The 13,806-nt window shown below is 40.2% G+C and carries 9 protein-coding genes and 1 tRNA gene; 2 read left to right on the top strand and 8 right to left on the bottom strand.

Translation table 11 applies throughout. The features are described 5' to 3' along the window. Positions 1–3 precede the first annotated feature (3 nt). The 3 genes from nrfD to ACFSR3_RS07045 are packed head-to-tail and all read right to left on the bottom strand — an operon-like array spanning position 4 to position 5,887. The gene (nrfD, locus tag ACFSR3_RS07055) at positions 4–1,428 is read right to left on the bottom strand and encodes an NrfD/PsrC family molybdoenzyme membrane anchor subunit (RefSeq protein ID WP_114756326.1); all 1,425 of its coding nucleotides are present in this window, start codon (positions 1,426–1,428) and stop codon (positions 4–6) included. A gap of 37 nt (positions 1,429–1,465) precedes the next feature. After that, entirely contained in the window at positions 1,466–4,513 is a 3,048-nt protein-coding gene (locus ACFSR3_RS07050) for a TAT-variant-translocated molybdopterin oxidoreductase (RefSeq protein ID WP_379820334.1), read from the bottom strand. Between the two features lie 33 nt (positions 4,514–4,546). Then, positions 4,547–5,887: a cytochrome c3 family protein gene (locus ACFSR3_RS07045; protein ID WP_379820333.1), complete on the bottom strand. Its 1,341-nt coding sequence runs from the start codon at positions 5,885–5,887 to the stop codon at positions 4,547–4,549. 212 nt (positions 5,888–6,099) lie between these two features. On the opposite strand from ACFSR3_RS07045, the gene ACFSR3_RS07040 reads away from it, so the two are divergent. Then, positions 6,100–6,489 (top strand): SPOR domain-containing protein, encoded by a 390-nt coding sequence (locus tag ACFSR3_RS07040; protein ID WP_379820332.1) that lies wholly within the window; start codon positions 6,100–6,102, stop codon positions 6,487–6,489. A gap of 43 nt (positions 6,490–6,532) precedes the next feature. Here the strand turns inward: ACFSR3_RS07040 and ACFSR3_RS07035 are convergent, their stop codons facing one another. The 4 genes from ACFSR3_RS07035 to rimP all read right to left on the bottom strand — a co-directional run bounded on the left by ACFSR3_RS07035 (position 6,533) and on the right by rimP (position 12,409). Continuing rightward, complete coding sequence (locus tag ACFSR3_RS07035; protein ID WP_379820331.1) at positions 6,533–7,636, bottom strand: hypothetical protein; 1,104 nt, start codon at positions 7,634–7,636, stop codon at positions 6,533–6,535. Positions 7,637–7,701: 65 nt separating this feature from the next. After that, entirely contained in the window at positions 7,702–10,629 is a 2,928-nt protein-coding gene (infB, locus tag ACFSR3_RS07030; protein ID WP_379820330.1) for a translation initiation factor IF-2, read from the bottom strand. 55 nt (positions 10,630–10,684) lie between these two features. Continuing rightward, entirely contained in the window at positions 10,685–11,926 is a 1,242-nt protein-coding gene (gene nusA / locus ACFSR3_RS07025) for a transcription termination factor NusA (RefSeq protein ID WP_114756321.1), read from the bottom strand. An 18-nt stretch (positions 11,927–11,944) separates the two neighbouring features. After that, positions 11,945–12,409 (bottom strand): ribosome assembly cofactor RimP, encoded by a 465-nt coding sequence (rimP, locus tag ACFSR3_RS07020; RefSeq protein ID WP_379820329.1) that lies wholly within the window; start codon positions 12,407–12,409, stop codon positions 11,945–11,947. 175 nt (positions 12,410–12,584) lie between these two features. Between rimP and ACFSR3_RS07015 the strand changes: the two genes are divergently transcribed. Next, complete coding sequence (locus ACFSR3_RS07015; RefSeq protein WP_379820328.1) at positions 12,585–13,430, top strand: universal stress protein; 846 nt, start codon at positions 12,585–12,587, stop codon at positions 13,428–13,430. A 119-nt stretch (positions 13,431–13,549) separates the two neighbouring features. Here the strand turns inward: ACFSR3_RS07015 and ACFSR3_RS07010 are convergent. After that, positions 13,550–13,620, bottom strand: a tRNA-Gln gene (locus ACFSR3_RS07010). Positions 13,621–13,806: the final 186 nt, after the last annotated feature.

Genomic DNA, 13,806 nt, shown 5'->3' with positions numbered 1-13,806 from the left:
ATCTTAGTGATGATTATTTTCTGAATGTGAATGATTATCGTGACCACCCTGCTCTCTTAACTTTTTGTAAGTTTCGCTTGAAGTCTTCATGATTGATTTAACCTCTGCCTGCGCAATTACAGGGAAGCTTCTTGAATAAAGAAGGAATAATACGAAGAAGAAACCAATTGTACCGATGAAGAAACCTGCATCTACAAAAGTAGGTTGGAACATTGTCCAAGAAGATGGAAGGTAATCTCTGTGAAGTGAAGTAACGATAATTACGAAACGCTCAAACCACATACCTATGTTTACCACGATTGAAATTACGAAAGAAACGTAGATGCTTGTTCTGATCTTTTTAAACCACATAACCTGTGGAGAGATAACATTACAAGTCATCATCAGAGCATAAGACCACCAGTAAGGACCAGTTGCCCTGTTAAGGAAAGCATATTGCTCATATTCAACACCAGAGTACCATGCTACGAAAAGCTCAGTGATATATGCTATACCAACGATTGAACCTGTAATCATGATGATGATGTTCATCAACTCGATATGTTGTATAGTAATGTATGCTTCAAGGTTAGAAAGTTTTCTCATGATGATAAGAAGGGTGTTTACCATTGCAAATCCTGAGAAGATAGCTCCCGCAACGAAGTATGGCGGAAGGATAGTTGTATGCCATCCAGGGATAACTGAAGTAGCAAAATCGAAGGATACGATAGTGTGTACAGAAAGTACAAGTGGCGTTGCAAGACCTGCAAGTACAAGAGAAACCTCTTCAAAACGTTGCCAGTCTTTTGCTCTACCGCTCCAACCAAAACTTAGTATAGAATATACTTTTTTAGTGAAAGGAGTAATTGCTCTATCACGAAGCATTGCAAAGTCAGGAAGTAGACCTGTCCACCAGAATACTAATGATACCGAAAGGTACGTAGAGATCGCAAATACGTCCCAAAGTAGTGGTGAGTTAAAGTTTACCCAAAGTGAACCAAACTGGTTCGGGATCGGCATTACCCAGTAAGCTAACCACGGACGCCCCATGTGGAATACAGGGAACATTGCCGCCTGAATTACCGAGAAGATCGTCATCGCTTCTGCAGAACGGTTAATCGCCATTCTCCATTTTTGACGGAATAATAATAGTACCGCAGAGATAAGAGTTCCTGCGTGACCGATACCTACCCACCAAACGAAGTTGGTGATATCCCAGGCCCAGCCAATTGTTTTATTTGAACCCCATGTACCGATACCAGTTCCAACTGTATAACTTACACACGCAACCCCCCAAAGGAATGCAGCAAGTGCAATTGAAAATGCGATCCACCATTGTTTATTTGCTCTTCCTTCAACAGGCGCAGCAACATCAACGGTAACATCATGGTAATTTTTGTCACCTATAATTAAAGGTTTTCTAATGGGTGCTTCGTAATGAGACGACATAATCCTTTATAGTGTTTCTTATTAATATTACTTCTTATTATGTATTTCTAACTTTAACATGATAGAATACATTTGGCTGTGTTCCTATCTGGCTAAGTAGGTGGTAAGCTCTATCGTCCTCTTTAAGAGCAACGATTGGATCTTCTTTCGAATTCACATCACCAAACACCATTGCACCACTGCTACAAGCCTCTGAACAAGCTGACTGGAACTCATCTTTGTTTACCGGACGACCTTCACGCTTAGCTTTTAGTATAGTAGCCTGAGTCATTTGAATACAGAAAGAACATTTTTCCATTACACCTCTTGAACGAACGTTTACATCCGGGTTAAGAACCATACGACCAAGATCATCATTCATGTGGTAATCAAACTCACTGTTCTTGTTGTACAGGAACCAGTTGAAACGACGTACTTTGTAAGGACAGTTGTTTGCACAGTAACGAGTACCAACACAACGGTTATAAGCCATGTGGTTTTGTCCCTGACGACCGTGTGATGTAGCAGCAACCGGACATACAGTCTCACATGGAGCGTGATTACAGTGCTGACACATTACCGGCTGGAATACAACCTGAGGGTTTTCTGAAGGATCTTCCATCGCATTAAAAGTGCTGATAGAATTCATCAAACCTGAAGTTCCCTCTTTAAGCGTTACGTCACCTGCAAAAGTCTCTTCGTGAGAATAGTATCTATCGATACGTAACCAGTGCATATCACGGCTTCTTCTTATTTCTGACTTACCAACTACAGGAACGTTGTTTTCTGCGTGACATGCGATAACACAAGCACCACAACCTGTACAGGCATTAAGATCGATTGAAAGATTAAAGTGGTGGCCTGTAGTTCTGTCAAACGACTCCCAAAGGTCGATTGAAGCAGCAGGAACCTCTTTGTGATCGTAAGACACAACCGGCATTATATTCCATTCAGAAGCATCCTTCTCATTGAAATCTTTAAGCGTTGTTTCTTTAACGATATCTCCTCTACCCATTAGAGTTTTTTGAAGCTGAACACAAGCAAACTCATGCTCTCCGACTTCTTTAGTCAACGTAGCTGACTGGAATGAGTTAAGGCCATTATATAAAGTGTAAGCGTTAACACCTACAGTCATTTCTTTTTTCATGCCTTCTTTACGGCCGTAACCTAAAGCAAGACCTATAGTACCTACAGCCTGGCCCGGCTGGATGATTACTGGTACGTTTTCAAGTTTCTTACCGTTAACATCGATAGAAACATAGCTACCGTTAAGACCACCATTGGCAACGTTCCAGTTCTCAAGTCCAAGCTTTTCAGCATCGGCTTTAGCAACAGTTACGTAGTTATCCCAAGACACTCTTGTGATTGGATCCGGAAACTCTTGTAACCAAGGGTTGTTAGCCTGCTGGCCATCACCCATACCTGTTTTAGTATAAAGCACAAGCTCTAATTTTCCTGAAGCTTTCACAGCAGCAAGATTAGCAGCAGCACCAGCGAAATCAGCAGCACCAGCAGAAACCGGAGCAACCTCAGACACTGCTACACCATCATGAACAAGCTGGTTCCAGGTTTTACCTGTAGCAACCGCAGAAGCTTTAAGGTAAGTATAGTAGTCCTGAGCGTTACCTGACCATGCAAGTAATGCATCCTGGAATTGTTTTGTATTAAATAACGGACGGATCGTAGGCTGAGTTACAGCATAATATCCTTTAGCAACGCTAACATCTCCCCAAGACTCAAGGTAATGAGGTGCAGCAGCAGCTATTGTAGTTATAGAAGCAGTTTCATCTTCTTTAAGAGAGAAAGAAACTGAAAGTTTTACTTTTTTAAGACCTTCAACGAAGTCAGCACTGTTTGGAAGTGTATAAACCGGATTAACACCGTTCATAATTAATGTATGAACGCTACCCGCCTTCATGTCAGCAACAAGCTGAGCAACCGCTTTAGCATTTCCTTTACGAACAAGACGAGCTCCCGCAGGGTTAAATGCAGCAGACTGAAGTGCGTTATTGATAGCAATAACAAGTAGTTGAGCATTTACATCATCAAGACCTGTCACAACAACACCTGCTGATCCGGCAGCTTTAACCTGCTGTGCTGCTTTAGCAACAGCTTCAGCATAAGCTTTGTTTGCAATTGCAGGAACAGAAACTCCAGCACCTGTAATAGCATTATATATAGCAACAAGAGCATATTTTTGCTCAGTAACTGTCAATGGAATACGTTTGTCAGCGCTCGCACCTGAAAGTGACATATTAGCCTCAATCTGGATATGCTTAGACATTTTGCCTTGCTTAGGAACACGTCCAGCCGCATAACCTTTGTCAAATCCACCACCTTGCCAGTCGCCAAGGAAATCAGCACCTACTGAAAGGATAACATCAGCTTTACCAAAGTCATAATCAGCAAGAGCTCTGTCACCATATACAGCCTGGAACGCATCCAATGCCTCAGATGAAGAAACCGCATCATAAACAACGTGTCTGAATCCTGGATATTTAGCACCAAATTCAGCAATAAGCTTATCTGTTGAAGGACTAGCAGTAGTGCCTGTAAGAACTACAACCTGACCAGCTCCGGCAGAAGCAAGACCAGCTTTAACTTTAGCATTTACTTCTTCCCATGAAGCAGGTTTACCCGCAATCACCGGCTGCTTAAGACGCATGCTGTCATATAAAGACAGTACAGAAGCATGAACCCTTGCGTTAGCAGAAAACTTAGCACCCGCAAGCACATTATTCTCCACTTTAATAGGACGACCTTCACGCGTCTTGATTAATATATTAGCGAAATCAAAACCATCATTCATTGTTGTTGCATAATAATCAGCAACACCCGGGATGATTTCTTCCGGCTGAACTACGTAAGGAATAGACTTGATAACCGGGCCCTCACAAGCAGCTAACGATGCAGCCGCTGTACTGAACCCAACATATTTCAAAAAGTCACGACGGCTTGTTGATGAAGATTCAAGGGTTTCCTTGTCACCAAGAAATTCATCCGTAGGAATTTCCTCAACAAACTCATTGTTTCTTAGCGTCTCAACAATAGAGCTATTTTCATTTAGCTCCTCAACACTTTGCCAGTATTTTTTGTTTGATGCCATGTTGTATATAGATATTAGCTTCTTAAAAATTGATTAATAGTGACATTTACCACACTCCGTACCACCCATGTTTGCAGCAGTAAGCTTAACTACGCCATATTTTTTGGCAAGCTCGTCGTGGATTTTCTTATAGTAGTCGTTACCTTCCACTTTAACATCCGTCTCACGGTGACAGTTAATACACCAGCCCATTGTTAACGGAGCATGTTGCTTCATAACTTCAAACGTCTCAACAGGACCGTGACAAGTCTGACACTCAACCCCTGCAACAGAAACGTGCTGTGAGTGGTTGAAGTAAACGAAATCCGGAAGATTATGAATTCTTACCCATTTAACTGGCTTTTGTTTTCCGGTATATTTTTGAGCTGTAGCATCCCAACCAACAGCATCGTATAATTTTTTAATTTCACCAGAGTAGAACTCTTTTGAATGCTCAACATAAGTAGAATCCTTATCTCCCTGGAATTCAGAAATATTTTTATGACAGTTCATACACACGTTAAGTGATGGAATACCGGAAGTCTTACTTACCCTTGCAGAAGAGTGACAGTACTTACAATCGATACCATTATCACCAGCATGAATTTTATGCGAGAAGTGGATTGGCTGGATTGGCTGATAATCTTTATCAACACCAACCTGCATTAAATAACCATACAGGAAGTATGATGAAGCCAACATAAGAAGAATAACCGTAACCAATACAAGGAACTGGTTTTTAGCATACGCTTTCCAGAAAGAAACCGAAGAAGTTTCAGGAAGCTCTAAACCTTTCACCTCTGCTACTTTCCTAAGCGTTTTAGTCACCATAACAAGCATTACGATAAGAACCGCAAGCACAAGCACAAGCAAACCAAGCACTAAATTATTAGACATCCCACCATCCTGAGAAGCACCTCCGCCAACAGGAGCAACAGCACCACCAGCAGGTTTCTCAATTGGAAGCGACGTATACGCAAGGATATTATCAATATCCCCGGTAGACAACTGCGGGAAAGCAGTCATGACAGCATTGTTATTTTCAGCAAAAAGCTTAACTGCAGCAGGATCACCTGCTTTTATCATTGCACTACTATTCGCTACCCACTTGTAAATCCACGCACGATCATGCTTGTCCGCAACACCTCTTAATGCAGGCCCTGTAGACTTGGCATCAAGTTTGTGACATGCAGCACAAAGAGTATTAAATAACTCTTTCCCTTTTACAGGATCACCAGCCCCTTCAGCAGGTGCTGCCGCAGCCGCATCGGCCGCCGGAGCTGCTGCAGGTGCCGTAGCATCCTGTGCATAAGACGTAATGGAAAATGACAGCGAGAACGCCAGACAGAACAATAAAATTCTTGAAAACGAAGTATGGTTACCCACTTTTTTCATATTAAAAATGATTATCGACTTAAATTGGTATAGTTTTTTAAGCCCTAGCTTAGAAACACTATGCTTTTTTAAAAACTCCCACAAAAATACGACTTATGTATTATTCTCAAACCTTAAATAAATCTTAATAGTTAATTTATAAAGATTCTAAATAAATCCCACCTAGCCCCATAAAATAATATATTGTACTTTTGCGTTAAATACAGTTCATTATGAGAATTTTAAAACCAAACACTTACTTCGCCAGCCTAATTTTACTTACATTCTGGAGCATAAACACACATGCTCAGGAGAGCAATGTTTCTGTGAATCAGGATACCAGATTTGAACAGCTTTTAAAGGAAAAACGTAAAATAAACCCTTCAATAACTGTTAATGACCGCTATAAAGTCCAGATTTTTTACGGAGACAATGACAAAGCCCGAAAAGCACTCTCAGACTTCAAAAGAGACTTTAAAAACATAGACGGGACGATAGTTTTTGAAAGCCCAACATATAAAGTATGGGTTGGCAACTTTAAATCAAAAATAGATGCCGAAAAAATAATGGTAGATATAAAGAAAAAATACCCTCACGCGTTGTTGATAAAACCAAACAAATAATTTATCTATATAACAAAAAGCCCTGCAAATGCAGGGCTTTTTGTTACTGTTTCTGTAATGCGTAATACTTATTTAAAACCGCTTTTATATCTGAATTAGTCTTATCGCTCTTCTTATATTCCTTAAGCAATTCAGGGTATGGAGAAAGCAGCGTTTTTATTTCGCTATTAGACAGAAAAAATGGCTGTCCACTGTTGCCATCCATAAGCATAGGAAGCATATAATCATCGTTAAATATCAATTTCCCTATAAGTCCAAACATAGCACTCATCAAAGCAGCATTATCTGCATCATAAATAACATTTTCAATAAAATATTTACCTCCAACAATATCTGTTTTTGCATAATATGCGTCTTTGGCATACTTAGACACATTAAGATAAACCACCTCTCCATCACTGTAGGCATAATAATTATCCTCTCTTTTCGCAGTAGTTGTATTTACCACATAATATTTATTTCCATCTGCTTTCAGATAATAATTAGTATTACTCAAAGGCACACCTTTAAGCATATCGACATAGGAAACATACACCCCTTTCGGAGCCTTCCCTGCCGCTCTGCCCGCAACAAATTCATTAGCATCAAAAGGAAGTTTAATAAATTCCTCCATAGCCATAACTTCAAATTTGGCTATACATTTCAACAATGCTTCTTTAATCCTTTCGTCATGTTTCCCGGTAACATCCACACCATTGCCTTCTACCCGGGCCGCAACAGCCGCGACAACATAATCCCGACCATCCTCTTTCATTATAACATCAACTACTACCGATGCATAACCCGTCTCCGAAAAGGAACCTGTAAATTCAGAAACATAAAGATCAGTAATCCTAAGAGATATTGGCATTACCCCATCGCGTTTGGGAAGCACCTTTACCAAATAATCTTTTACTTCTTTATCAAATTCTTTTTCGAACCGCGCTAAAACTTTTGCATTGAAAGGCCCTTTTTGTACCGTTCCAATATTCTCTTTAAATTGTCTGCCATCATAAACGTCAACAACATAATATTTATAATCCAAAGGAATATCATTTTTATCTTCAAGCGATATCAAGTGATAATTAACAGTTTTCTCATTCCCTTTTTGAGCCTGAGCTATTGTTACAAACAAGCAGACAACTGCTGCAAAAAATATTTTTTTCATTTTTAAAACTTCAAAAAAAATCCCGACTGTTCTACAATCGGGATATATTTATAGATAAGCTAAAATTACTTAAGCTTTTTCTTAACTTCAACTTCCTGGTAAGCTTCGATAACATCATACTCCTGAATATCGTTGTAATTCTTTATCTGCATACCACAGTCATATCCTTTTGAAACCTCCTTAACGTCATCTTTGAAACGTTTAAGCGTTGTAAGTTCTCCGGTATAGATAACCACACCTTCACGGATAAGTCTGATTTTAGAACTTCTGAATATCTTACCATCGGTAACCATACATCCTGCAATAGTACCCACTTTAGATATTTTGAATGTCTCACGGATCTCAGCAGTACCGGTAACTTCTTCTTTAAGTTCAGGAGAAAGCATACCTTCCATCGCATCCTTAAGATCATCAATAGCATCATAGATGATAGAGTAGTTCCTGATATCGATTTCCTCTTTATCAGCAAGAGTTCTCGCACTTGCCGAAGGACGAACGTTGAATCCGATAATGATCGCATCTGAAGCAGACGCCAGCAATACGTCAGATTCTGTAATTGCTCCAACACCTTTATGAATAATCTTGATTTCGATCTCTTCAGTACTTAGTTTAGAGAATGAGTCTGCAAGAGCTTCAACCGAACCATCCACGTCACCTTTGATAATAATATTAAGCTCTTTAAACTGACCAAGAGCAATACGTCTTCCAAGCTCTGCAAGCGTAGTATGTTTCTTAGTACGTGCAGACTGCTCACGGATAAGCTGAGTACGTTTAGCTGCAATTTGCTTAGCCTCTTTCTCATCTTCGTATACACTGAATTTATCACCCGCAGTAGGCGCACCGTCAAGACCCAGTATTGATATTGGCGTAGACGGACCGGCAACTTTTACATTGTTACCACGCTCATCGTGCATCGCTTTAATTTTACCGTGGTTTTTACCGGCTAGAACATAATCTCCTACCCTTAATGTACCACCCTGAACAAGCACCGTAGAAACATATCCTCTACCTTTATCAAGGAAAGCCTCCACTACAGCCCCAACAGCCGCTTTATCCGGATTAGCTTTAAGGTCTAATATCTCTGCCTCAAGTAGTACTTTTTCAAGTAGATCCTTAACACCTATACCTTGTTTTGCCGAAATATCCTGTGATTGGTATTTACCACCCCAGTCTTCTACAAGAAGGTTCATACCGGCTAGTTTTTCTTTAATCTTTTCAGGATTCGCCGTTGGCTTATCAATTTTATTGATTGCAAATATCATTGGAACACCAGCTGCCTGAGCGTGGTTGATTGCCTCTTTTGTCTGAGGCATGATATCGTCGTCAGCCGCAATCACGATAATCGCGATATCGGTAACCTGAGCACCACGTGCACGCATCGCTGTAAACGCCTCGTGACCCGGTGTATCAAGGAATGTAATTTTCTGGCCGTTATCAAGCGTTACACCATAAGCACCAATGTGCTGTGTAATACCACCCGATTCACCTGCAATTACGTTCTCTTTACGTATATAATCCAGAAGGGACGTTTTACCGTGGTCAACGTGACCCATTACGGTAACAATAGGAGCCCTGTGAACAAGATCTTCTTCCTTATCCTCAATAACCTCCATTGCCTCTTCAATATCCGTAGTAATGAATTCTACTTCAAAACCAAACTCATCAGCAACAATACTAAGGGTTTCAGCATCAAGACGCTGATTCATGGTTACCATGATTCCAAGCGACATACATACTCCAATCACTTTAGTAATTGGCACATCCATCATGGTTGCAACCTCACCTACAGTTACAAACTCTGTAACTTTAAGTACTTTGCTTCCTTCTTCAAGCATTCTTTGCTCATCATCAGATTTCTGACGGTGGCTATCACGCTTATCTCTTCTATATTTAGCCGCTTTTGACTTATTTCCTTTACCCTGAAGTTTTTCAAGGGTCTCACGGATTTGGTTTTTAACCTCTTCTTCGGTAGGCTCTACTTTAGAAACAATAGCTGGGCGCTTTTGACCGAATTTATTACCACCTTGTTGGTTGTTTGGACGGATAGTTTGTCCTGTTCCGCCTGGTCTTGGGCCATTATTACCCTGACCCTGCTGGCCACCTCCCTGCCCTTGCGGCTTAGGAGCAATCCTGTTTCTTTTTTTCTTATCATGGTTTGCACCACCACCTTGCTGGTTAGCACCTGGTGTACCCGGTTTGCCACCATCTTTCTTGAAGTCCTCTTTTTTCTTCTTAGGCTTATTGAACTGCGAAAGGTCAATTGTCTGCCCTGTAAAAGTAGTACCGCTTAATTTTTGGTATTGCGTTTTAATCTTTTCATCCTCCTGGGTTGCAGGCGCACTCTGAGGAGTTTGTGCCTGTGCCTGGGGTTGTGGTTTTGTCTCTGCAACAGAAGGCTTCTCAACAACCTCTTTAGGCGCTGCAGGAGCTTCTTGTTTCTGAACAGGCGCTGCTGGCTTCTCCTCTTTAACTTCAGCTACAGGAGCAGCTTCGGTCTTTGGAATCTCCGCTTTAGGAGCTTCTTCTTTTGGAGTTTCCGCTTTTGGCGCTTCAAGTTGTACCTTAGGCTCCTCAACTGGTGCTTTAGGCTCCTCTTTTGCAGGAGTGGCTGAAGAAGTTTCTGCTTTTTTAGTACCAAGGTCAATTTTGCCCACAGCAACCGGACCGGATAGTGTAGCTCTCGCCTTGATCACTTCCTGTCTTTGCCTTTCTTCATCCTGCTTCCTTTTATCCTCAATCTCTTTTTCTCTTTCGATACGAAGTGCTTCTTTCTCTTTGCGTTTTTCTTCGCTTACTTCAAGAGAAGCCGCCTTCTTACCTTTATCGGCAGAAAACTGATTGAAAAGGGCATTATATTCCTCATTGGATATCTTAGCATTAGGACTCGACTCAATTACGTGCCCTTTGTCCTTAAGATATTCCACGGCTCTGTCCAGCGAAATATTTAATTCCCTTAATACTTTGTTTATTCTTATTGCTCTTTCTTCAGACATACAATCTTTTTAATTTTATCTTCGGTGTTGTACTGGCTTGTAAATTTAAACCTTCTTAATCTTCAAACTCTTCTTTAAGGATTCTCATTACCTCAAGTATTGTTTCCTCTTCAAGATCGGTCCTTCTTACAAGATCCTGTACATCCTGGTTCAATACGCTTCTTGCGGTATCCAGACCTATTTTTGCGAATTCTTCTATCACCCATCCTTCGATTTCGTCAGAGAACTCAGTTAATTCAACATCTTCATCTTCTGCAGCATTTCCTTCACGAATAACATCAAGCTCATAACCTGTTAAAAGACCTGCAAGCTTAATATTGTGTCCGCCACGTCCGATTGCTTTAGAAACTTCCTCCAGCTTAAGGAAAACTTCAGCTCTGTTATTAGACTCATCAATTTTAATCGATGATACTTTAGCCGGGCTAAGCGCCCTTGAGATATAAAGCTGTGTATTAGTCGTGTAATTGATAACATCGATATTCTCGTTACCAAGCTCACGAACGATACCATGGATACGCGATCCTTTCATACCAACACAAGCTCCTACAGGATCAATCCTGTCATCATAAGAATCCACAGCAACTTTTGCTTTCTCTCCGGGAATCCTTACCACTTTTTTAACCATGATAAGACCATCGAATACTTCCGGAATTTCCTGTTCGAATAATTTCTCAAGGAAAAGCTCAGATGTTCTTGACATGATGATCTGTGGCTTATTACCTTTAAGCTCAACGCTTTCTATAATTCCACGAACGTTATCTCCTTTTCTGAAAAAGTCAGATGGTATTTGTTTTTCTTTAGGAAGCACAATCTCATTTCCTTCATCATCCACCAAAATTACAGCTTTTGGTCTAACATGGTGCACTTCTGCAGTATAAATATCACCTATAATGTCTTTAAACTGCTTATAAAGGTTAGTATTATCATGCTCATGGATCTTAGAAATAAGGTTTTGACGTAGTGCAAGTATCGCTCTTCTTCCTAACTGGATAAGCTTTACTTCTTCCGACACATCTTCACCAACCTCAAAATCCGGTTCAATTTTTCTTGCTTCAGAAAGCGATATCTCCTGGTTAGGATCTTCCACCTCACCATCAGCTACCACCACACGGTTTCTCCATATCTCCATATCCCCTTTATCCGGGTTTATGATGATATCAAAATTATCATCCGAACCATATTTCTTTTTCAGTGCATTCCTGAAAACATCTTCCAGGATAGCCATAAGCGTTACTCTGTCTATAAGCTTATCGTCCTTAAACTCTGAAAACGAATCTATTAACGCGAGATTTTCCATGCCAACTTTCTTATTTTTTTAAAATTTTATTACAACAACTGCTTCTTTAATATCCTGATAAGGCAGTTCAAGCCTTTTCTGGACAGTTTCTTTTCCTTTACCTATTTTTTTAGGTTCGCGGGCTTCCCACTCCAACACTATAAATTCATCATTAGCATCGGTAATTTCAGCCTCAATCTGTTCTGTAGCGGTTTTTACACTTAATGTTCTGCCAATGTTTTTTCTGAACTGCCTTGGCATTTTAAGCGGGCTTGCCGCCCCACCTGAAGCAACCTCCAGCGAAAAATCTTCTTCTTCCCTGTCAAGGTTATGCTCAATTGCCCTGCTAATATCAATACAATCCTGAAGATTTACTCCGTTATCACCATCAAGCGTTACCATTATCTTGTTTGCACCGGTAATGGAAAAATCGATTAAAAACAACGAAGGACGCTCCTCAAGAGCTGTTTTTAGCAAGTCTGCAACTTTTTCCTTAAATGTCATATCTGTATAAAAAGAGGGGACTCCCGTCCCCTCATTATTTAGTATTTAGTAAATAACGATGCAAATATAGTATTTTTTTTTATATCTTGAAAATCATTGGATAATGCAATTTTAATTCTTACCTTTATGATATTAAATTTCCACCCAAATTTTTGTTAACTATACATCATAAATTATGAAGAAAATTTTAGTCCCTACCGACTTTTCAGCCCATGCAGAATACGCCCTTAAAGTTGCCGCTCAGATAGCACGCAAAAATAACGGCGAGATATTCCTTCTACACATGCTGGAGCTACCGGCTCTTGCCAGCGACGGAATAGGCGAAAGTAACGCAGTAGGAAGCAGCACAGACCTGCCTGAAGTTATGTTCTTTATGGAAAAGACCAGAGAGCGCTTCGAGGAGTTTGTAAACAAACCTTATTTAGCCGGCATTAATGTAGTAGAAGCCATCCAGTTTGAAAAAACTTTTGAAGGCATCATAGGGCACAGCAAAAAACACAACATAGACCTTATAGTAATGGGATCTCACGGAGCAAGCGGCTTCCAGGAGATGTTCATCGGATCAAACACTGAAAAAGTTGTAAGAACATCAGACGTACCTGTACTGGTTATCAAAAAAGAAGAAGACAACTTCAATCCTCAGAAATTCGTATTCGCTTCAGACTTTTCGGATGAGATCAAAAAACCATTCGCTAAAGTGGTTGAATTTGCCAACAGCTTCGAAACAGAGCTTCACCTGGTATCAATAAACACACCTAACAATTTCAAATCAACTCACGCTGCAGAAAAGACAATACAAAACTTCGCTTCTCAGTTTGAAATCAAGAACGGATACACATCACACATCTATAACGACGTAAACATCGAAAAAGGTGTACTTCATTTCGCAAACAGCATCAATGCCGACCTTATAGGTATGAGCACACACGGAAGACAAGGCCTTGCCCACTTCTTTAACGGAAGCGTAAGCGAAGACCTGGTTAACCATGCTGTTCGCCCGGTTATCACTTTCAGAATATGATAAGCCTTTATATTATTACAAAAAGCGGCCATGAGCCGCTTTTTTTATCCCCACAATCCTTTAATTTACAATTGAACCAAAAAAAAGGAAAGCCTCTCATTTCTGAGAGGCTTTTTCTGTTGGTCTACTAGGACTCGAACCTAGAATGACTGAACCAAAATCAGTAGTGTTACCATTACACCATAGACCAGTTAGTTCCTTATTGCGGGTGCAAATGTAGTACATAATTCCATTTTTGCAAACTTTTAAACTGAAAAAAATCAATTTTTTTTCTGCTTTTTCACTTACATATCCGTAACACAAACATAAACAATCAGATAGACAGAAATAAAAAATTTAAAAAAATTGCACTCTTAATACATCACAGCAATTTATT

Origin of the sequence: Flavobacterium suzhouense (genome assembly GCF_042684765.1) — a bacterium.
Taxonomy (GTDB): Bacteria; Bacteroidota; Bacteroidia; order Flavobacteriales; family Flavobacteriaceae; genus Flavobacterium; species Flavobacterium suzhouense.
Note: the sequence above shows the minus strand (reverse complement) of the source record. Positions and strands in the feature narration are given on the sequence as shown.